This is a genomic window from Acetobacter pasteurianus (assembly GCF_009914215.2).
Classification (GTDB): Bacteria; Pseudomonadota; Alphaproteobacteria; order Acetobacterales; family Acetobacteraceae; genus Acetobacter; species Acetobacter pasteurianus.
This window is the reverse complement of sequence record NZ_CP039845.2, coordinates 245,079-265,384: the sequence shown is the minus strand read 5'-3', so window position 1 is coordinate 265,384 and position 20,306 is coordinate 245,079. Positions and strand designations below refer to the sequence as shown.

General features: G+C 45.6%; 19 protein-coding genes. 5 read left to right on the top strand and 14 right to left on the bottom strand.

From position 1 onward, the window contains the following. Nucleotides 1-39: 39 nt before the first annotated feature. Complete coding sequence (locus FCN51_RS01185) at nucleotides 40-2,592, bottom strand: DNA gyrase subunit B (protein ID WP_160256105.1); 2,553 nt, start codon at nucleotides 2,590-2,592, stop codon at nucleotides 40-42. A 395-nt stretch (nucleotides 2,593-2,987) separates the two neighbouring features. Between FCN51_RS01185 and FCN51_RS01180 the strand changes: the two genes are divergently transcribed. Beyond that, the gene (locus tag FCN51_RS01180) at nucleotides 2,988-3,926 is read left to right on the top strand and encodes a hypothetical protein (RefSeq protein ID WP_160256104.1); all 939 of its coding nucleotides are present in this window, start codon (nucleotides 2,988-2,990) and stop codon (nucleotides 3,924-3,926) included. Between the two features lie 17 nt (nucleotides 3,927-3,943). On the opposite strand, the gene FCN51_RS01175 is transcribed toward FCN51_RS01180, so the two are convergent. The 10 genes from FCN51_RS01175 to FCN51_RS01130 form a co-directional block, all read right to left on the bottom strand. Beyond that, nucleotides 3,944-4,465 (bottom strand): hypothetical protein, encoded by a 522-nt coding sequence (locus FCN51_RS01175; RefSeq protein WP_160256103.1) that lies wholly within the window; start codon nucleotides 4,463-4,465, stop codon nucleotides 3,944-3,946. 31 nt (nucleotides 4,466-4,496) lie between these two features. Continuing rightward, entirely contained in the window at nucleotides 4,497-5,180 is a 684-nt protein-coding gene (locus tag FCN51_RS01170) for a hypothetical protein (RefSeq protein ID WP_160256102.1), read from the bottom strand. 19 nt (nucleotides 5,181-5,199) lie between these two features. Continuing rightward, nucleotides 5,200-5,628, bottom strand: coding sequence for a hypothetical protein (locus tag FCN51_RS01165; protein ID WP_160256101.1), 429 nt, complete (start codon nucleotides 5,626-5,628; stop codon nucleotides 5,200-5,202). 38 nt (nucleotides 5,629-5,666) lie between these two features. After that, complete coding sequence (locus FCN51_RS01160; RefSeq protein ID WP_160256100.1) at nucleotides 5,667-5,852, bottom strand: hypothetical protein; 186 nt, start codon at nucleotides 5,850-5,852, stop codon at nucleotides 5,667-5,669. 18 nt (nucleotides 5,853-5,870) lie between these two features. Continuing rightward, nucleotides 5,871-6,500, bottom strand: a complete 630-nt coding sequence (locus FCN51_RS01155; protein ID WP_160256099.1) for a dual specificity protein phosphatase family protein — start codon at nucleotides 6,498-6,500, stop codon at nucleotides 5,871-5,873. A gap of 39 nt (nucleotides 6,501-6,539) precedes the next feature. Then, complete coding sequence (locus FCN51_RS01150; RefSeq protein WP_236661123.1) at nucleotides 6,540-8,477, bottom strand: TaqI-like C-terminal specificity domain-containing protein; 1,938 nt, start codon at nucleotides 8,475-8,477, stop codon at nucleotides 6,540-6,542. A 234-nt stretch (nucleotides 8,478-8,711) separates the two neighbouring features. Beyond that, nucleotides 8,712-9,443, bottom strand: coding sequence for a hypothetical protein (locus FCN51_RS01145; RefSeq protein WP_160256097.1), 732 nt, complete (start codon nucleotides 9,441-9,443; stop codon nucleotides 8,712-8,714). Nucleotides 9,444-9,448: 5 nt separating this feature from the next. Continuing rightward, a complete protein-coding gene (locus tag FCN51_RS01140; protein ID WP_124297914.1) occupies nucleotides 9,449-10,018 on the bottom strand; it encodes a hypothetical protein in 570 nt (189 codons plus the stop codon). An 85-nt stretch (nucleotides 10,019-10,103) separates the two neighbouring features. Next, nucleotides 10,104-10,505, bottom strand: coding sequence for a hypothetical protein (locus FCN51_RS01135; RefSeq protein ID WP_160256096.1), 402 nt, complete (start codon nucleotides 10,503-10,505; stop codon nucleotides 10,104-10,106). Next, nucleotides 10,506-11,210 carry a hypothetical protein gene (locus FCN51_RS01130; protein WP_160256095.1) on the bottom strand — a complete coding sequence of 235 codons (705 nt, stop codon included), beginning with the start codon at nucleotides 11,208-11,210 and terminating at the stop codon, nucleotides 10,506-10,508. Nucleotides 11,211-11,369: 159 nt separating this feature from the next. On the opposite strand from FCN51_RS01130, the gene FCN51_RS01125 reads away from it, so the two are divergent. After that, a complete protein-coding gene (locus FCN51_RS01125; RefSeq protein WP_124297917.1) occupies nucleotides 11,370-11,918 on the top strand; it encodes a hypothetical protein in 549 nt (182 codons plus the stop codon). Between the two features lie 48 nt (nucleotides 11,919-11,966). Continuing rightward, nucleotides 11,967-13,169, top strand: a complete 1,203-nt coding sequence (locus FCN51_RS01120) for a DNA cytosine methyltransferase (protein WP_160256094.1) — start codon at nucleotides 11,967-11,969, stop codon at nucleotides 13,167-13,169. 15 nt (nucleotides 13,170-13,184) lie between these two features. On the opposite strand, the gene FCN51_RS01115 is transcribed toward FCN51_RS01120, so the two are convergent. After that, entirely contained in the window at nucleotides 13,185-13,739 is a 555-nt protein-coding gene (locus FCN51_RS01115) for a DUF6283 family protein (protein WP_199798624.1), read from the bottom strand. Between the two features lie 621 nt (nucleotides 13,740-14,360). On the opposite strand from FCN51_RS01115, the gene FCN51_RS01110 reads away from it, so the two are divergent. Beyond that, nucleotides 14,361-14,891, top strand: a complete 531-nt coding sequence (locus FCN51_RS01110; RefSeq protein ID WP_160256093.1) for a hypothetical protein — start codon at nucleotides 14,361-14,363, stop codon at nucleotides 14,889-14,891. A 44-nt stretch (nucleotides 14,892-14,935) separates the two neighbouring features. On the opposite strand, the gene FCN51_RS01105 is transcribed toward FCN51_RS01110, so the two are convergent. After that, on the bottom strand, nucleotides 14,936-16,300 hold the full coding sequence (locus FCN51_RS01105) for a type II toxin-antitoxin system HipA family toxin (protein ID WP_160256092.1): 1,365 nt from the start codon (nucleotides 16,298-16,300) through the stop codon (nucleotides 14,936-14,938). After that, a complete protein-coding gene (locus tag FCN51_RS01100) occupies nucleotides 16,300-16,623 on the bottom strand; it encodes a helix-turn-helix domain-containing protein (protein ID WP_160256091.1) in 324 nt (107 codons plus the stop codon). Before FCN51_RS01100 ends, FCN51_RS01105 begins: the two co-directional genes overlap by 1 nt. Nucleotides 16,624-17,197: 574 nt before the next feature. Between FCN51_RS01100 and FCN51_RS01095 the strand changes: the two genes are divergently transcribed. Beyond that, nucleotides 17,198-20,287: a DotA/TraY family protein gene (locus FCN51_RS01095; RefSeq protein ID WP_160256090.1), complete on the top strand. Its 3,090-nt coding sequence runs from the start codon at nucleotides 17,198-17,200 to the stop codon at nucleotides 20,285-20,287. The last annotated feature ends 19 nt before the right edge of the window (nucleotides 20,288-20,306 follow it).

Here is a 20,306-nt window from a genome sequence, read left to right as displayed (position 1 = left end):
TTGTCTTCAGGCCTCATAAATGAGGCCGGGCCAGTTCATTCAGCCATTGCCGCCGTCGCCAAGATCAAGGATGGCGCGATCAGCACCTTCTTCGATGAATTCTTTACGCTTAGCTGGCGCACTGCCCATCAGGCGAGATACGAGACTTGCCGTCTCAACATCATCATCGATTTTCAGGCGAACTAGAGTTCTCGTTTCAGGATTCATTGTGGTTTTGGCGAGATCTTCATAATTCATCTCACCAAGCCCTTTGAAGCGGCTGATCTTGGTGCCGATCTGGCCTCTTTTCAGGATAGCTGAAGAAAGATCAAAGGGCGTATGGAGAGGGATCTTTTCTTCCAGTTCGCCTGTCTTGGTGTGGATCTCCAAGAATGAAGATGTGCCTTTCTCTCCTGGGCCATACAACGCAAGGATTTCATCTTTCGCCGCAGCCAGGTTCTGGCCGGCAAGAGTGTTCATCACGATAGGTGAAACTGTGGCGCTCCGGCTGACATTTCTGCGCACCCAGTTGAAATGGAGTTCTCCGTTTTCTAGCGAACCTGTAAATTTAATCCGTTCATCGCCAAGACGCCGTGGCATTTCAGAGCACACGCTCTCAATTACGACCTTCATTTTTTCAGGATCATTGAAAGCTGCAGGATCCCAACCGCCAGCGAGAACAAGGCATGTGGTTAAAGCAGGGACGCGAATAGGCTCATCTGCCTGGCTGATCATTGATCCGAGCCAAAGCGCACGTTTAACAGTTGAAACCAGTTCTACGCCCTGTATGCGCTTTCCATCACGTGTGACTAATGTGCAGTCGTCAACGCCCTCAGAAATCAAGTAATCGTTCAATTCTGCATCATCGCGAACGTAGCGATCCTTTTTCCCCTTCTTAATCCGATACAGGGGCGCCTGAGCGACATAAATGTACCCATTTTCAATAAATTCAGGGTAGCAGTTGTAGAAGAAAGTGAAGAGGAGGGTGCGGATATGCTCTCCATCGACGTCAGCATCGGTCATGATGATGATGCGTTTGTAGCGCAACTTCTTCACGACGAAGGTGATCCGATCATTTTCATCAGTGTCAAAAGTGCACCCTAGGGCGCTCATCAGAGTGCCGATCTGCTCACTTTTCACGATCCTGTCCAGCGTGGAAGACTCAACATTGAGAACCTTGCCTCGCAGGGGAAGAACGGCCTGAAACTGCCTGTCGCGGCCTTGTTTCGCTGAACCGCCAGCGGAGTCACCTTCGACAATAAACAATTCGGCTTTGTCGGGATCTTTGGTCTGGCAGTCAGCCAGCTTGCCGGGCAGGTTTGCTACACCGATTGATCCCTTTTTCCGTACGCTCTCGCGTGCCCTTTTGGCGGCCAAGCGCGCTTTGCAAGCTTCTTCAGCTTTTGAGATTATGGCCTTGGCCTGGGCAGGGTTTTCGTCCAGCCAGATAGTGAAGGATTCAAGAACCTGGGTATAGACAGGGTTTTGTGCTTCACTGGAGATCAACTTTTCTTTCGTCTGGGACGAAAATTTCGGATCCGGCATCTTGATAGCAACGACGCCAGTTAGTCCTTCCCGGAAATCTTCGGCGGAGATCTGGCTGGCATCCCCCGTTGACTTGCCGGCGGAATTGGCTTGAATGTAGCTTAAAAGGCCTCGTGAGATGGCCTGGCGAAAGCCAGCAACATGCGTTCCTTGTGAGCCCTCACCACCTTTTTGTCTGATGTTGTTTGTGAAGGCCAGCACAGTTTCGTGGTGCCCAGAATTCCATTCAAAGGCAACGTCAATTTCAACTTCGATATCACGATCACCCTGCTTTGTGGGCCGGATACCTTTTGCTGAAATAGGCTCCTTGATAATGGGTTCCTGACCATTTTCATCGTCAGTATATCTGACAAACTCAGTCACACCACCTGTGGAGAGAAAATGCCGCTCAATGGGATTTTCGCCGCGGAGATCGGAGAGATTGATTGCCACGCCTGGGTTAAGGAAAGAAAGCTCTCTGAAGCGCCTCTCAAGGCGTTTAAAATCAAAAACAACCGATGAAAAGGTTGTTCTGGAGGGGGTAAAGGTAACTTTTGTGCCAGATGTGCCCTCCGTTTCTGGTGCATCAACGACTGATGTGGGGGCAACAGCATCGCCACCATGGAAGGTCACAGTGGCGCGCTGGCCGCGGCGCCACACTTCAACTGTAAGTGTGGAGGAGAGAGCGTTAACAACTGCAGAACCAACACCATGCAAACCGCCGGAGGTTTTATAGGCGTTCTGGTTGAACTTGCCGCCAGCATGAAGTTTCGTGAATATGACCTCTAACGTTGAAATGCCTTCTTCAGGATGGATGCCAAACGGAATACCGCGCCCGTTATCTACGACTGTTACAGATCCATCAGCATTGAGAGAGATATCAACCTTGTCCGCATATCCGACCTGAGCTTCGTCAACGGAGTTATCGGCAATTTCGAAGACCATATGATGAAGGCCGCTGCCATCGTCTGTATCGCCGATGTACATGCCAGGTCGGAGTTTAACTGCCTCAAGGCCTTTCAGCGCCTGAATGCTGCTTTCATCATAATCATCATAATCGGTTGCAGGTGTCGGCACTTTGTTAGTCATTGATACCCCGGATTTTGCTTTTCCCGACCATTTATTAAGATAAATAGTCATCGCAGTTGATTAGATAGTGTAGTTCTCTCGCGGAAAATTATCGCGAGATCAGGTGAATATCTATTCAGGTCACTTCGTTCAGGCCTTGTCTCTCATTTCAATTCTGCCTTGGCGGGCAGAACATGACGTGAACAGCCAAGAACATCAACCTTATTTTCCATTATGGAAGCCCTAATTCGTGATTTTCATTGGATACTATGAACGAAAGATTTCTAACAAGGCCTTTAGGTTATTTGATAAGGAATAATCGCTATTGAATGAAAAATAACAAGGCTTATCGACATAATGGAAAGGTTTGTTTAATCTATTGAGCACAAACTACATTTGTTGGATGAGAAAAAAATATGGCCATTAAAGATACAAAATGGGACAATAAGTTCCGAAAGGGTGATACCTGCGTCCGTCAGGCTCATCGACTTATTTCAATTTACAAAACCGCAAAAACAGCTCGGCTTATTAGTCAGGATCAGTGGGCATTTCTAATCGCTTGGGTGCGTGATGCTCTCTCTGCTGAATCACATCCGCCTATTGCCTCCTTGGAAACGATAAATGCTATCCGGCAATGTGCCTCTGACCTGATCACTTCATGTAAAATCCTCGCACCGGGTGCTGCATATCCGCCTACAGATTCCGGGGAAAAGAGTGAATCCCTTGATAAGCTTCTTGGCTTCCTGAAAGAGTCAGCGAAGATGGGTGCCTGGGGTGGCTTCATTGTTGACGCCATGAAATTCTTTGATGTTTTCTTTCTCGCGGCCGTCAGAGGATTTTCAACATCATTTGGTGGCGCAGGTCTACCATCTCTCCGTCCTATTAAAGATAAAGACATTTCAGAAGTAGATATTGAAATAACGAAAGCTGCGCCCACAGTCATTCCGCCCATTGGGACAGCTACTGTACGTCTGATTTCAGATATTTCCCCCAACATAAAACCTGATGATTTTAAACTTGCCCTACAGATAGGGGACGATGATAATACTCTGGTTATTTGCGGAATACATCGAATTTGCGAATTTCAGGCCATTTTAGAGAGGGTTAGCGTTTATCATACGGGGGATTTAAATGGTAAATGGCTAGGTGCTAAATGGGTTTCTAATGGCACAAACATAGAGCTTAAAATGTATGATCGACCAGATCAGCATGATAAATTTCAGAGTTATTTCATATCGCCTCGGCATTGGGATCAAATATCAACAGAACTTAATTTCCTATTTACCAGCGCTGAAAACGCCGATTATACCAAAGCAGCGTATGACTTCTGGTGTCAGCGGTACGGTAAGATCTAATTGCACAACTTTCAGCTTCACCTAACATCAGGTCCATGCTCAAAGTGTCGATCAGCCTGCAATTCTGGAAGGCTTAGGTTTTCCAGAATGCTTTCCGCCCACATCCTCGCCAAAAACATATCACTTTCCACATCACCATAATTCCGCATATCGTCTCTGGCTGCTTCTGATGTGTGGAACCGCGGATCATTGTCTTCTGCAATCAGAATCTCTGGCGAGCTCATACCAAACTGATCGGCAGTCATATCGATAATTAATTCACCATTGGTGATCCATGTGTGCCAGTACAACTCCTCATCTCCAGTAGGTTGATATCCGGCCCCAAAATCAGGAGAGCCGCCTTCTATATACCAATCTCCGTGTCCCAACTTGTTGAAAAGATATAAGAGAGTTCTGGAGGTCAAGACACACATGCCTTCAGATACTATATCGGTGTCTGGCATATCGTTCTCAAAACGGTAGTTTTGCCAGATGCCTTCAAGATGCTCTCGAATTGGCCTTAGGATCTCATGCAGTTTTTCGCCTGAAAGCTTGATCATGTTGATCTCTCTTCTGTCTTAAAAAACCACGCTAGTAATATTCTGATGAAGAAGATTCAGGTGGCCAGTGATTTTCATAAATTCGCTTATTTTCTTCAAGCAGATCGTTAATATTGACGATCTGGCCCGCACCCTCTGGATAATCTTTATTCTGCGCTTGGGATTCTGTTCGGAAAAGTGCGCCATCACAGTATTTGTAGCAGATGTCGGTTTCCTTGATGAAGCCCTTAGGAATCAATCCCTCCGTCACCAGATCAAATTCTCCATCCTTAATTCTTTCTAGGATCTCACCATACAAATCTAGGCGTGACATTGAATTGTCTAAAGGAATTAACTGGACTAGCCAGGTCGTTGGTGAGAAGCAATCTTTGCGGTTGTAAGGAGATGCTTCGCTATCGAATAGAGAGTTATTATCTCCCTCTGGGATGAAGAATTCTGCTGCTGAAATGATGTCAGAGACTTCGTATGGCTTTTGGGAGTCACTGTTAAGACTATTCAGGCGGCCCCAGCCCCGTTTAATCTTTAGGACGTTTATCAAGATATTACGTGTTTCTTCGAGAGTGTCATCATTCGCAACAGGAATGGATAAAACGCAATCTCCATTGATTGGACGCAACTGTGCCGATGCACGCCTGAAATCATTTATGTCTTGGCAATTCTGAATACGGGCTACTGGACGAATAAAAATACGAGGTTGCTGGCCATGTCCTGTCATGTTTTTTGTCCCTTGTATTTTATTTAAGGGGCAGACTAAGGCCGATGGTCAAGTTGTGACGCCTGAGGCGGAGGTCACTGGGATCGATTTCACCTAATTCTAGTTGTGGACCCAAATGATCGGGTTGGCCGGTTAGCTCATATCCAGCCCAGACACCCTGGGCGTCATATAGAGTGAGGGAAGCGTGGAAGTCGGTGCAGCCGATTTCTGCGATCGGCTGAAAAATCTCTGACCAGCGAAGTACTGCAAGATCATCAGCATCGATTGTGATGTAACCAATGATCCGGTTTTCAACGATTTTGTCGCCCCAGTAGGGGTCTTTCGCCCATCCATGGATTTGTGTCATGGGGGCGGCGGCCTTGAGCCCCGCTTCTAGAAGAGAGATGGGCTTGTCTGCTGTTTCTGGCAGTTTTTTTAGATCGGTGACGGAGGAGGAAAATCTGATCATGAGTGCGCCATCTCTCTTGGAATACTTACTTAAAGGGGTTAATCATCACCATCGTTGTCGAGAAAAAAGGCTCCGTTAATAGCATCTCCATCATCGCATTCCAGTTCGGCTTTTTCTTCCATGTTCTCGCGGATAATTTTTGATGTTTGCGGGAAAAAGTCTGAATCTTCTCCTGCCTCATTCGCTGGATTAACCACAGACTGTGATGATTTATTTTCGGACATGAGTGAGCCAAACTCCTATCAGAGAGATGTCTCGGCTATGTATCGCTGAGACACAAAGAATGGTGCCAGGCCAGGATTTTCCTTAAGGCGGCGCGATAATAAATTAGCCGTTTCTATAGGCGGCAAGCCAGCTAGATGGGCATGGAGCTTCATCCTGTCATAGCCTATGGCAGATTTGAAGGTCCTATAGGCATTTGAAAGAAGATCCGGGCGTTGGATAGCTTCCTGAGCTGGGGCAAGTAAGGTTCGTGTAGGGTAGACATCATTCGGCCGCCCGGCACGGTAATTAGGAAGGCTTCTGAATATTGTTTCGGTTGAAATATTAGGTTGTAGGTAAGCCAAGAGGATAGCAGCAAGCGCGGCCGATCTTGCAACGCCCATCTTGCAGTGGATTAGAATGGATTTTGGTGATGCAGATGTGCAGAACAAGAGGAAAGAGGTGATATCCTGCGTGCTAGGATATGAAGCCTCAGGCTGGAAGTAGAAATCCTGATCCGGTATGTTTTTGTATAAGATTGATCCAGGTGATCTATTCCCAAAACGTGGCCGGCGCGCGCCCTGTTCATACACCGATACAATCTTATCAAATCCCTTATGATGCTTTTCAGCCCAGTTTTGAGAGCTGAATGTGATGTGCGTGATAGACATGCTCTCTCCGGTTGGTGCGTCACGAGTGGCGGGGGGTGATCAACTATATCTTAGGATGGTATTTCGGACATGATCTATTTGGCAGGAGTTAAGATCGTACAGACTATAGAGCCCCTCATTAATGAGTGAGATGGATTTTTTATCTCCATCTATCGCCTGGCCAGCCAAAACAGAAAGCGTGTGATCACATTTTTCTGTAATCTCTGGCAAAGGAAGGCTTTCGACATTCCCCTTCAATACTTTTAGTGTTGGGTATTTTAGAAGATAGATAAACTGACAAATGTTCGAGTTAAGGATCGCCAGTAAAGTTTTTAATGAAAAACCTAATTTCTTCGTAGGGATTAAAATGTTGGCGCTGTTAAGCGTGAGCATCATCTGATTGTCATATGCGAATACGAGATTTTTAGAGATAAACCTATAAATAAGTTTCTCAGGAGCTCTGATATACTTGTCTTTTGCAACTTGCTGTAAATTCTCACGGTCGAAACGTATATAATTACATGGAGCGGCATGAGAGTAATGGAATATGTCACTTCCCTTTAAAATTTCTTCCATCCCATCTTTTTTCTGAGAGGATAGGAACCTTTTATTGTTCCCAGTGACAATCCCCATAGCCCATTCTACCTTGCCTTTGAGATCCCCTTCAGATCTCTCGAATAAATGTCTGAAAAGGTCTAGGTCGTTATCTCTTATAATGGTGTTGAAAGATTTTATTTCATCATTCTGGAAATAGTTTTGGCGAATAGAATGTATAGAAGATCCATTATTTATTTTGACAGAATGATTTGATCCTATGTCTGTATTTGTTTTAACTAAATCCAATCTTATCACATTAGTAAAGACATTGGGGAAAGGCTTTCCAAGTAAGTGAATGTGTTCGATTTTTGAATTGGCCAATATGATTGTTCGAATATCAGAATGCATTTTAATATTCAGGATTGATTCAGGCAGAATGAACGACAAAAAGGTTCCAGCAGGGGCCTTTTTTAAGGCTTGAGCAATGAAAAGCGAAAATGTCTCCCCTGATGAGACTTCCAGAGATAAGTTGTGAGAAATTTGAGTTGTTTTTATTGCACCCCAAGGCGGGTTCGTGGCTATGGCCGAAATTTGGTCGTAAAAAGTGAAATCTAAATTATCGTGAAGGAAATCATGACGATAAATATGAGGTTTTTCGGTCATTTTTGTGTTGGAGATCAGAATATTTAATCGTGCCACTTTTACTGCAATAGGGTCCTTGTCAAAACCGTATATCCTTTCTGGCGGCAATCCTAACAATGGTATTGCGCGAAGTAGAAACTGCCCAGATCCGCAACACGGATCTAAATAGCCCGAAATAACCTCATTCTGTGATTTGATCCAAGCAAGGCTGCTTCTAACCAGCTCAGTAGGCGTATAATATGCTCCAGATATTGATTTCTCGCCCTCACGGGTTAAAGCTTGGTAGAGGAAGCCAAGAATGTCATCAGTGTCAGAGGCTCCTAATTTCAACCTATCAAATTCAATATTGAAAAATTCACCTGGTAAGCGAAGAAGCGTGTCGTATCCGAAGTCATGAAGCCATTCAGTCATTTCTTCTTTAATACATCGACGTTTCCACTCGAACTTGGCCATTTTTTTGAGGGAATGAGCATTAATTTCACCTGACATTTCTCCTCTTGCTTGGAGAATGTTTAATGCTGCCAGGAATAAAATGCATGATACCTCGTCATATGATTGAGGCTGGAAATTGCGCAAAATAGCGGAAGCTGAAGCCACCAGTTCTTTGTCTTGAATATATCCCGTGGAGATTGATGGGAGGCTTTTGTCAAATGATCTATTCGATCTCGATTGGAGTTTAGAAAGCCTGCCAGATAAGAGATTATTCTGAAGTGTTAGGATATCTGACTTTTTGTAGGTTAATGCAGGGCCATTAGGCCTTTGGATTAGATATCCTGCTTTCGTCCAATTCCTAATGGTTGATGCAGAAACGCCGAGCATTTCCGCGGCCCTAGCGGCTGAAACCAACTGATCAGGCGCCATTGGTAGTGTCGATATTTACGCGCCATGCGTAGCATGAGAACTGCATTAATAGGCCTGTAGGATATGGACTATTCTACAAGCCTAAAAATCAGAATTAAGAGAAACAAGGCCTTTTATGAGTGCAGCAAAGACTCTCCTAAAGCCTCGTCCTTCAGCCCAAGAAGTTGCTCTAAATCGCGGGACTATTTTTCTCTAAAATGCTTGACCATGATCATCCGCATCCAATGAATTTGAGATTTCAACTTTGTTGTTCCCAGCAACCTCCTTTCTAGAGCTTTTGCCAAAAGAGGGGAGGGAACGTATCTGATCCATGGTGATGGGATCCTGCGTCCATTCAGAGGGAATAAAAGGAAATGTGTAGACGAGGCTATTATTCATTTCCTGAGGGGATTCAGTGACGGTGCAGACAGATTTTAGACATTCCACTTCCAGTGCATAAGTGGGGCTACTATGCACCCATGCTATCTGGGAGTGCATTTTATTTTCAATGTCTTGACTGGCTTTCTTTTCGGCAAGAAAAGCCTTGGTCTGTTGCGCTGTGGCTCGTTTAGGGAATTCGTCTCTTACAAACCATTCGGTTTCTGGGCCATCCAGATAACAGGCTGTTCCAATCTGTTCTCCATAACTATTACCGGAGGTATTCATGCTGCATGGAACCCGGCTTTCAACGTCTGCTTGGATTGAGTGTGTATGAAGCAATTTGTCTGATGGAACTTCAGGGTAAGCCGCAAGAGCGCGGTTAATGTCTTGCCGCAAGAGCCTGTAGTCGGAGGTAGTAGGTGTGATTTCATTGCTGTAGATCTTGCGAATACGCTCTGCCTTCTGGCTGTCTGTTATGGGGTTGCCAGCAAGAGTGAGGCAGGCGGCCTGAGTGACAATACCGGCTATGCCGGCTGCAATGATTATAGTGCCAAATCTTCCCATGTTCTCTAGCCTTCCTGCAATGCGCGATTGCGTTGAGCAGTGCCTCTGAATAGGAGTTTCTCCTGATCTGCCACTTTCTCTTTTGAGACTTTTAATATAGCGGCACGGTCAAGGATATTTCTCGGCTCATATTCCTCAATCAGTGTCATATCGGCGATTGAGGCGAAAAAATTGTCACAAGCGCAACCTGAAAGCATGGTTGAGTGCCCAAGCAATGATCCCGGCAATTCGCCGATAAAAATAATAGGGCGGCTGATTTGTTCTTTTCCGAGCCAGGCTTTGGAGCAAAAGAATGTAGAGAAATCAGTGATGGGCCAGGACATCAATAGAACGTCAAATTGATCTCCTTGCCTATAAACGGCTTCAAATGAACTTGATTCAGCCACTTCACAATACATGCCGAGCTGATGTCCATCATGGCTAGAAAATAAGCTTGTTGGGTAGATCTGAACGCCTCTTTCTCGCAAAGACTTTGCGAGGAAGCCATTCCCGGCATAAACTTCCAGCACGCTCCGATTGCCGATGATTTTGGCGAGTGCATCTATAAAACCAGGTGTGAAATTCCCGTAGTTCATTGGCGGTCCATTAAGGATTGTAGAGATCGAAAAGAGCCGAAGTTAAGTATGTGGCTAGGTCTGAGAGGGGAGGGCACAAAGAAAATTAATCCCATTTAATCCCCTGAGACAGTTTATCGGCACAAGCATCGGCTTTTTTAAAATCATCCCCTTTCCAGCATCCGGGACGATCTAGCTTTATCTCGCTGAAGCGGCGGGTTGTGCCGTCGTTAGTTTTGTAGCCAATTAGCCATTTGAAGGTTGTGCCAAGGCAGACACTTTGGCGATTTTCCGGGCTTAAATGATGCCAGAAAAATTCAACCTCAGAACTTTCCTTGTCATCCCCGGAGGTCAAATCGATCAATCTGGCCAGAAAACCAACGGAAGAAATTAAGGTGACCCGGCCGTGCCATTGTTGAAGTATTTGCATACGTTTTGATGATTTGGGGACTGATCGAGAGGCCAAATACACATCTTGCCTCTCGCCATTATTTTTGCAGCCGATCATCTAAATTTTTCCGTTGATAGGGCGCTTTGGGGACCAGACAGCGCGACCGAGGTCTAAGTCGGGATATTTTTTCAATCTCCGACTTCTGGTAAGTGACTGCATCTCCTTCATCGCGGCTTGAACCGCTTGCTCACCTTCCAGCACCGCCTTCTCTGCCTCTTTGCTGGAGGCGAGTTTGCCGTGCTTCCACCAGATAACTTCAGCTACATTTTTCAGGAAAAAGCAGTTTTCTCCTGAAATGAAGTGCCAATCATTACTGATCGACATCCCAAAGATAATCGTGTTGTCTGGATCCGTACCAGCCGATCGGTGCTGTTTTTCTTCTAAGGGGGTTAATTTGTTTTTCCGTTCGTTATTGCCGGTAACAAGATAGGGGCAAACCTGCATAGCGAATTCGGCACAGTCACGGTGCATGGGAGGTTCAACAAAACACTTGCTGGCCGTCGATTTTGGCCCTCCGACAAAAGACGCGAAACGGCCCATTTTTTGGCCGCAGATCCAACACAGTTTATTGCGCAATGCAGTGCCAAAGAAGTCACGGTTCATAACCGTCAAGTTTGGTTTATCCCCTTCCCATGTGGCAAATTTAGGGATGGGCAGTCCCGAATTAAGCCGTCGGAGATTTAACATTCGAGACGGGATTGGAACATTACCAAAATGGGTGGATAGCTTATTGGTTAAACCATCAGCTTTAAAATGCGTCATCTTTGTATTTCCATTATGTATTAAATTAACAAATGAAAAATACACAAACAATGACATGGAGTAAATATGACAAGGCCTTTTAAGGCTAAGTTGTGCCATGCATGGCCTGGTGATTTAATTTCAATACGAAAATAGCTTTCCTAGGACCCTGGAGCCAAAATGGCAGACAAACTGGATCAAGATGACCTTAAGGTCTTAAAGTACTGCGGGTATAAAATGGAAGAAGGACTTTTGTGCCTTCATTTAAAAGATACGCCGCCTCATGTTTGTCCTCCTGGTCCGGCATATAATTCCATTTGCGAAGAGCGGATTGAATTAACGCCATTGCCAGATGGGAATTACAATGCAGTTTTGAAGAGCCTTGATCCTACTTCTTCAGACGTTTGTCTAATGGGGGTGGGGGTGAAGGATATTCCTCTCTTTACCGTGGCCTGTGCAAATGTTTGTGCGATGGATGGAGAATTTACAGTTCTCTATGTCAATGGTGATGATGTGGCTGTGAATAACCCTTACGCGGATATGACCTATGGGGACTGGCAAGGCCAAATTGTAGATGGTCGTGTAATTCTGGATAAGCCCACTGATCCACAGTATCTGGCTGCAGCCGAAAAATATTTTGACCACTATTTGCGGGGGGAACCCGTGATAGAGCCTGAATATGATCGAGGTTGGGATACCACTCCTACATCTCCTTCTTCAGGAAAATAATCTCTCTATCAATCCGATATCGCAGCGTTTTGCTGCAAGAGGGCTAACATGGTCTTGCAACATAATGATGGTCAATTAGACCTCTTTGATATCGCCGTTTTCGATAGTGTTGATAGTACAGAGGCCTTGAGAGACCTTAGGTCTTCATTATTAGACCAATTTGATAACGCCGTTTTCGATAGTGTTGATAGTACAAAGGCCTTGAGGGGCCTTAGGTCTTCATTATGCGAGAGAGATGAACAGGCTAATCTCTATTCCGATTATCCTGTTCACCATCTTTTTGATCCACCATCAAAGTCCGATATTCATCGCCTTAACCAAAAAACCGCCCAATATCGTAAGAAGGAGGGCGGGTTACTGGACGTGAAAACAGCCAGGCTGGAAATTGAGCGCTGGAAAGAACATGCGCAACGCCAGTTACGCGAGAATAGATCCGAAAACGCCAAGAAGGTCGTACTTTCTCTATTTGATTACACAGGTAACTGGTCAAAGCCGTGGAGAGAAGCGGGATATAACGTTTTTCAGTTTGATATCCAGTCGGATCCTGAAGTGGGCAATGTTTTTAATTTCTCCCCTCAGTTTTTTGCTGATTATTTTGGCGACTTCGACGGATTGGATATTTACGCGATATTGGCAGCCTGCCCGTGTACAGATTTTGCATCTTCTGGTTCCAGACATTTTGCAGCCAAGGATCTTAATGGCACAACCCAAGTCAGCATTGATCTTGTTCATCAGACTTTGGCTACGATTGAGTATTTCCGGCCAGCAATGTGGGCGATTGAAAACCCAGTTGGTCGCATCGCGAGCTTAACCGGCCTGCCACCTTGGCGGACATCATTCGACCCTAATGATCTTGGAGACCCTTATACGAAAAAGACCATACTGTGGGGACGATTCAATGGAGATCTTCCAATAGCTCCCGTTGAACCCACTGAGGGGAGTAAGATGTGGAAAAAATACGGAGGGAAGAGCCAGGCCACCAAAAATGCGAGAAGCGTTACGCCGGAAGGGTTTAGTTATGGGTTCTTTATGGCCAACAATGCCGTTGATCATCCGTCATTAGAAGCCAGAATGAAATATGACAGACTAGACCCAGAACTTATGTCGGACGCCATTTCTAATGGTTACACTGCTGAGCAAATAGGCGCGCTTATAGATGATTTTTATTACATCGAAATGGATGATGGCGCGGCTGAAAAAGCGATACGAGATCTGATTTCATCAGAGCCTGGACAGCAACTCCAGCCTTAGCTTAGCACGATTCACTCAACGATCCGGGTTGTTCTTTTTTGGGCGCCAGCACGGTGTGATGCGCGGATCATCAGGCGGCACGCCGTTTGCGACTGCCATGTCATAATAATTGTCGAAAAGGGGAGCTTCCCCTTTTTGTACTCCAGACAAAACGTCTTCACCTCTCATCTGGGCCATTCTCAGCGACAGATTATGGTTTGAGGATTCCGCAAGCAGGAAGCCTGCACAGGTTGAGGGGGCCTTAAGACCTGTCTTGTGGCATGCAAAGGTCGAGGGCATTTCCCCTGAAGCGATCAGCTCAGGAATATCATATCCTGTTGGTGCAGAATGTCTGAAAGCTTCAGCAGGGAAAATTCCAACTTTATCTTTCCGCCAGGGGCAGGTTTTGCACGGCCTCTTTTGCCTATTGCGGTTATCATCTTGGAGGGTGAACGTCACCACCTGATGGTTTTCGTCAGCCTTTCTGGTTTTGATAATGGTTTTCGACATCGAGGAATAACTTTCAATATCAGTTAGATAGAATTGTTTTTTCAAACACTTGTAGTGATGCGCAAGGAGCGGAATTGCCACTCTCAGATGTTGGACCATTGTTAAGGAGCTTAGATTTTAAACGCGAAAGAGTTCCTTGTGAATCCCCCTGAATTGGCCTTTGCCTTTGCCTCTGGTTGTGATGATAGGTTTTCTGCAGGGTTGATTGCAGTAGTAGAGGAATTTGCCGTCTGAGAAAAAGATTGAGATAAAGATGATTGGTATTTTATTAGGTTAATTAGACGACCAGGCATCAGGCACGTAGGCATCAGGCAGAGAATGGCAATCAAATAAACCCCTGCGAAACATGAAATGCACTCCCGGATAAAGTCGATAGGAGGTAGAGGAGGATGCTTTGTTTTTTTGAGCGAGGAACCGATCTGATACGCAATTATCCACAGTGTTGCTGCGAAGCCTGCGACAGGAGGAATTATGGAAGATAGGGAAAGAGAAAGGGCGTAGATTACCAATATAGGAAGAGGTATATGGGCCATTGCGTAGTGCCCAAGAAATGTAGTTCCCGATGGGATGAGAGACGAAATTTCTGGCAAATGCATATGACCCTGCATTCCTTTTTAAGGACAAAGTGTATTTTGTATATCATTCACACTTAATTTACCAAACTTCAATCTTTTTGTCCTTGTCTACTAAGGAGATAATTAAATGCGTTGGCTGACGAGCGCAGATCATCATTATTATCATCAAGCCGTTATCACGTATTCAAAGCGACCATTTTCGTCTTTAGATCATATGCATGAAGTATTCATCAGGCGCTGGAATAGCACAGTCGAAGATGATGATCGTGTCATTTATGTTGGCGATTTGATTTTTGGCAATGACATTTCAATTCTAAAGGAATTGCGTGGGCACATCATTGTCAATACTGGAAATCATGACAAACATTCTGCCATGAACAAGGCTTTAAGGCAGGGATATGTTCAATCCGTTCAGAGTTACACAGGGCTTTACCTAGCCGGCCAAAACTATCATTTCCAGCATTTCCCGGCATTGGATTGGCCAGGAAAGGATAAGGGGGCAATTCTTGTTCATGGTCACATGCACAATAAATACCCTCCGACAGAGCAATCCATCGATGTGGGCGTAGATACACCGTGGGCGAATTTTGCTCCAATTCCTATCGAGAGAATTCCATCTTTAATTAGAAAATATGGCCCGAAGGTTTCTTCGTCCTAGGCCGCCACATAGCGATAAGGGTGAGTGTGTATAGATCTTTCAACCTAAAAAGATGGCTGTGGAACATCTGGCTCCTGTTTGTCATGAGCCTTGGGTTCTTCGTTGAAATCGATCCCCGGAACCTTCGGCCGGCCAAGTTTCAGCGCATAACTTGTCTCACTGTTTTCGAATGCCAAATGATAATCCCTGATCTGACTGGGGTTAAGCCCTACGGCCTTGGCTTCTAATTTCCAAGTCGAGGAAATTACCTCTGCCATGGCGCAGACCTTTTCCGCGGCATATTCCCGTGTAAGCCCAAACCATTCGGCTGCGTCTATCAGAGCCTCGATGGAGGCAGAAGGCCCACTTTCCTCTGATATCCATGTTTTAAGGTTTATCTGATCCTCGGCTCTGTCTGGGTCAGGGTTAACATCGAACATTGGGGAAAGTTCCCATTTGTTGGGGGATGTTAGCAGGAAGCCCATGTTCTTCAGATGATCATCTGAATTTGAGACAAGTATTGTGAAAGCTACGCGGCCAAAAAGTTCATGCAATTGTTGTTCAGGTTCGGAGGCGTTGTGACGGAGTTGATCCGCGATTTCCGTATATGTGCAATTGTCCGCTGCTTGGGGTGCATCCATAAATGTCTGCGCCGAGATATAAAGGCGGCGATTACCCTTCGCTGTTCTGTCAAAACGCTCAATGAGTGCGATTGGCTCTTTGTCAGATAAGCAATACAAACTGGCTTTTGAAGCATTTAGCTTAACTCTTGAGGCTAAATTAAGCGTTAAGACCTCAACTCTTTCAGTCGGTTTTGTTTCGCCCGCTCCAGTGAATTTCGCTATGAGAAGTTGCCCTTTGGCCGTGTCATAGACAGATGCTTTAGGTCTTGCTCCGCCAAGAGATGCTCCATGTCTTAGAAGAATATCAAGGTCGCCTTTGTTTTCCTCTGATCGTTCTAGAGCCTTTGCAGCCTCGGCAAGGCGATTTAACCATAGCTTCGGAGGTGGTGCCTGAAAGCTTTTAAACAGTGATCTGCTCACAAATTCGCCTTGGTCGTCCATGTATCGAAGTGCACCGACCCTTGTGAAGTCATCGATAGCCGCCAAAATATCAAAGTCGTTAATTTTTCTTTTAACCGTGCCGCATCTCAGGGCATTCCGAATAATTTTCGATCCCCAGGAATCTGGGCATGAGTCGCAGATTGAGAGGGGGAGTGCCAGAGATTGGTTTAGGGCGTTAGCAAAGAAACGTCCTGTTTTGAGGGGCATGGAAGGGGAGATGCTAAAGCTGTCTTGGTCTTCCCTCCAGCTTTGTGTGTAATCAAAAACAGAATTCTGGCGCCCATTCAAATCTGTGAAATTGAGTGTTCCGATCTGTTTTCCAGTGCTTCCTAGAAAAACCCTCAGTCGGGATGGGGAGTTGATCATCAGAACCCATCCTTAAATTTTCCTTTGCAGGGTCTTACTCGTTTTGGGAGTTTTCGGACGTCCAGAGCCAAGCCCGTAGCATCATCTGAGATGTCGATCAGATTGTATAATCTATTGTCCTCACCGAGCGTGCGCATGACCTCGCAAAGCATTCCGATTGAAGATCCCGGGTGACCTGCTTCTAGCCTCCTGAGAGCTCCAATCGAAAATCCAGTTGCATCGGACATATCCTGTAATCTGAAGCCTCTCTTTCTTCTGGCTACAGAAATGTCGGAACCCAGTTTAACTAAAGACCTCTGTGATTTTGGCGGGAGTACTTTCATGAAGTTCGATGCCTGATAAGGGATTATATATGGTGTTTTATCGCTTATAATGAGGGCAATATCACGCTCAATAACAACCCGCAATAATCTTATAACAGTCAATATATGATATATTATGCTCTATAAATATCTATATACGGACACTCATTTGATAAGGGCCTTTCAGAAGGGAATGTGCGTTCGGTTTAGTTTTGGCTAATATCAGGAATTAATCGGTGATTTTGGCGCCTGGCACACACTGTCTCACAATTTTCATCAGGCAGTTGTCGCAAATATCTGCCCTAATGGTCTTCGTGTCATAATCGGAAGCAAATCCACAGGTATGGGTTAAGGAGAACACAGCATCGTCGGAGGCAGCGTACTCCTTGTTACAGACATCACACCTGAACCCGACTACATCGTCTTTTAATACCTTCTGAATTATTTTGGCCAATCTTCCGTTTCCCTTAATATTCAGTTCATATTTTTCGTTAACCTTTAAGTAGTATTTATTTATTCCTTGCCTCTTGCAAGTCTATCCATCACCTTTTTGACAAGTAAATTCTTATAATTAAGTGCCGCAAGGGTCAATTCCATGGGTTCTTCTCAAAATCATTCCCGCGTCAAGGATTTCGCTGAACGCGGTAAAACCGAGATACTGAAGGGTTTGATTGTGGATGACCTCGTTAAAGGAAAAGGCCTCGGCAAGTTTGGTCTCGGTCCTGGGGTAACGAAAGATATTATTTCTGCTGGGAATGTCGCCTCGACAGCGGCCCAGATGATCGGGAAGGCTTTCAATTACAGGCCTACGATTGATTACACACTTCCAGATGAAGAGACCGATCCTGTGGTGCGCTTTGATATGGCCGCCAAACATTATGAACTGACAAAGCAGAAGGCCTGCCGGATACAGGATGCCAAATATAAGAATTTTTGGACTTTGTGGTGTATTCTTATCTGCATGCTGTCACTCTTTGCGTCAGCCTATATCCAGCACCGCTTGAGTATCCACATGACCTTTATGTGTGTGGCGGTTTCTTGCTGCATTTTGTCACAGATGTTCATTGCGTCATTTTACAATTGGCAAATTCGTTCTCGGCGCTTGGGGTCCTTGTCTGAATTTGCGTCTCTCCCCAATGAGTGGCTTCCAGTGGCCATTCCCAAGGGAGCTCCAAAGGCGGAAATGGAAGGATTTTTGCCCAAGTTTATTGCCAATATCATTGGTGTACTTAAATTTATCCTGAGAAAAGTGCGAAACTGGCTACCTTTCATAATAGCCGGGTGGGCAGCGCTGCATCCCATCATGGCGATGGCCGCAGATACTGGCGTGGCCGGCACATTGCTGAACCCGCTTCCAAACACAGACATTTGGGGGAGAGTTTTGGGGTTCCTGTTCCCAGATATCCCGCCAATATCAGATTTATCCGGCGCCAGGCATACGGCAATATCTAATGGCATCCAGGATGGTATGGGGGCCATGATCTCTGACCTCTGTGCGATTTCTCTTTTGGTTATTTCATACCAAATGGTCGTGGGCGCGGCAGAGACGGCACATCAGGGGGAACTACTTGGCCGCAAATGGCATACGATGTGGTCATTGCCACGTGTTTGCTATGGTTACGCTGCCCTGGCCCCTGTTGTGAAAGGGTTTTGCCTTCTTCAGGTGCTCATCGTTTACGTCATTGTCGTGTCAGGAAATATGGGGAATACCATTTGGTCATCATTCGTTGATGGCCTTATTCAGCCTGAAGCGATAACCCCGGTCAGCGCAAATACAGATGAACTCGCACTTAACGCTTTTAAGGTTGAGACTTGCTTCGCGACATATCGTGAAATGCAGAAAAACAATGGTGTCGGTGAGCCAGACTTTCCTACAAAAGTCCAGACTGAAAGCAATATCGCCTATCAAGCGTTCCATACCATCATTTCAGGACTATCATCCCTATGGAGCGGGAATGATACAAGCACATCTGGTGGGGCAACTGATAGTCAGGTCGTTACGAGTTGGAAATTCGCCCCTTGCGGCACTATCTCAATCACCTCGCCGGCCAATGCATCCGATGCCGCTGGTACACTGGCTAAAGCCCAAATTAACGCTTTTGATACATTCCTGAAGTCGCTTGAGGACCCTGCAAGATATGCTTATCTCGCTACAGTATCGGGCTCTGATGGGGTAGGGCTGGATGAAGCAAAAAACCATATATCAAGTGTGATTCAGGCCAAGAAAACCTATGACAGTGCTCTTGGAACCGCAGCAACCCAGTTTGTCCAATCAGTAAGAGGTGAAGACCTTTCTGATTTTAAAAATGCTGTCGAACAGGCTGGTTGGATATCGGCAGGCAGTTATTACATGACCATCGCGAGGATCAATACAATGATCCTTGATATAACAAAGAACATCCCAACAGTTTCTGTCGATATGGAAAACAGTATTGATAGTGATAAATTGTATGAAAAATTAAACGCCAAGCCAAATGGTCCGTTCATCATTGCTGATGATATGTGGAACTCCATTGCCTATTCGAGCGCACAGCAGGTTAGTAGTCTCGATAAGGGGGCTGACGCTATGAATGCAATGCATGGAGGAGCCATGTATTATTTGAAGCAAATTGGCTCTCCTGATTCATACGGTCAATCTGCTCTGCTTGGTCTTAGTCTGGCTGGTAATGCTGACACTTATGATACCATGCAAGACACCGTCATAATGGGGAATTACCTCGTTGATTTAGGGGAAGGAGCCCTTTTAGGTAGCGTATTGGGTATGGATGCAATCCAGTCTGCAGCACAGGCCACTCCTGAGGGAAAAATAGCAAAAGTGGCTACAACTGTGGCCGATAAGTTCTCAGGCATACAGAAAAAATTGGGGATGCTGTCCAAAGCTACAGGCTATGCTGGACAGGCCTTGTTCCTGCTATTTTTATCATTGATGCTCGCAGGCATATATGATGCCTTTATTCTTCCGATGCTGCCTTATCTTCATTTTTTCTTCGCTACAGTGGGGATAATGGTTCTGGCTGTAGAAGGGGTTATCGCTGGGCCGATATGGGCTTTTATGCATATTAGAATGGACGGCGATGAACTTTTTACCGGCTCGCAGTCGCCGGGGTATAGAATTCTATTCAACCTTTTGTTCAGAATACCCCTTACTCTGTTTGGTTTCTTTTTTTCAATGCTTGTGTTTGATGCCTGCATCTGGCTTCAACATCTTACGATTTGGCCTGCTATGGAGAGTGCAACGGCTGATGCTTCGTTTGGCTTGGTAGGGACAGTTGTCTACATGATAGTCATAACTGGCATGACATACACTATTGCCAACAGATCCTTTGCCATGATCACGGCCGTACCTGACAGGGTTACAAGATGGTTCTCAGGTGAGTCTGCTGCGTCTGGTGACGAAACCCAATTGGCAATGGCCAATGTTGGATCCATTCGTGGGAAGGTTCAAGGTGGGGTGTCCAATGCTGCAGGCATGGCATCCCGCCAAGGCGGAGGTGGCTCGCGAGGATCTTCAGAGAAAGCTGATACGGCCAGGGAAGCAGCGAATATTACATCTCCGACTGCCGCAGATGCGATGGCCGCGGAAGAAAGCACAATTGAGAATTCTGCAGAAAGCGCATCAAGGCAAGAAGATAGAGAGGGCAGGGGTAATACAGTTATAAATACCGTTAATGATTCAGAAGAATAAAAATCAATAATATATAAAA

Excerpts from the sequence above, each read along its gene's own strand:
- FCN51_RS01185 (WP_160256105.1), bottom strand. The coding sequence starts at position 2,592 with ATGACTAACAAAGTGCCGACACCTGCAACCGATTATGATGATTATGAT.
- FCN51_RS01180 (WP_160256104.1), top strand. The coding sequence starts at position 2,988 with ATGGCCATTAAAGATACAAAATGGGACAATAAGTTCCGAAAGGGTGAT.
- FCN51_RS01175 (WP_160256103.1), bottom strand. The coding sequence starts at position 4,465 with ATGATCAAGCTTTCAGGCGAAAAACTGCATGAGATCCTAAGGCCAATT.
- FCN51_RS01170 (WP_160256102.1), bottom strand. The coding sequence starts at position 5,180 with ATGACAGGACATGGCCAGCAACCTCGTATTTTTATTCGTCCAGTAGCC.
- FCN51_RS01165 (WP_160256101.1), bottom strand. The coding sequence starts at position 5,628 with ATGATCAGATTTTCCTCCTCCGTCACCGATCTAAAAAAACTGCCAGAA.
- FCN51_RS01160 (WP_160256100.1), bottom strand. The coding sequence starts at position 5,852 with ATGTCCGAAAATAAATCATCACAGTCTGTGGTTAATCCAGCGAATGAG.
- FCN51_RS01155 (WP_160256099.1), bottom strand. The coding sequence starts at position 6,500 with ATGTCTATCACGCACATCACATTCAGCTCTCAAAACTGGGCTGAAAAG.
- FCN51_RS01150 (WP_236661123.1), bottom strand. The coding sequence starts at position 8,477 with ATGCTCGGCGTTTCTGCATCAACCATTAGGAATTGGACGAAAGCAGGA.
- FCN51_RS01145 (WP_160256097.1), bottom strand. The coding sequence starts at position 9,443 with ATGGGAAGATTTGGCACTATAATCATTGCAGCCGGCATAGCCGGTATT.
- FCN51_RS01140 (WP_124297914.1), bottom strand. The coding sequence starts at position 10,018 with ATGAACTACGGGAATTTCACACCTGGTTTTATAGATGCACTCGCCAAA.
- FCN51_RS01135 (WP_160256096.1), bottom strand. The coding sequence starts at position 10,505 with ATGATCGGCTGCAAAAATAATGGCGAGAGGCAAGATGTGTATTTGGCC.
- FCN51_RS01130 (WP_160256095.1), bottom strand. The coding sequence starts at position 11,210 with ATGACGCATTTTAAAGCTGATGGTTTAACCAATAAGCTATCCACCCAT.
- FCN51_RS01125 (WP_124297917.1), top strand. The coding sequence starts at position 11,370 with ATGGCAGACAAACTGGATCAAGATGACCTTAAGGTCTTAAAGTACTGC.
- FCN51_RS01120 (WP_160256094.1), top strand. The coding sequence starts at position 11,967 with ATGGTCTTGCAACATAATGATGGTCAATTAGACCTCTTTGATATCGCC.
- FCN51_RS01110 (WP_160256093.1), top strand. The coding sequence starts at position 14,361 with ATGCGTTGGCTGACGAGCGCAGATCATCATTATTATCATCAAGCCGTT.
- FCN51_RS01105 (WP_160256092.1), bottom strand. The coding sequence starts at position 16,300 with ATGATCAACTCCCCATCCCGACTGAGGGTTTTTCTAGGAAGCACTGGA.
- FCN51_RS01100 (WP_160256091.1), bottom strand. The coding sequence starts at position 16,623 with ATGAAAGTACTCCCGCCAAAATCACAGAGGTCTTTAGTTAAACTGGGT.
- FCN51_RS01095 (WP_160256090.1), top strand. The coding sequence starts at position 17,198 with ATGGGTTCTTCTCAAAATCATTCCCGCGTCAAGGATTTCGCTGAACGC.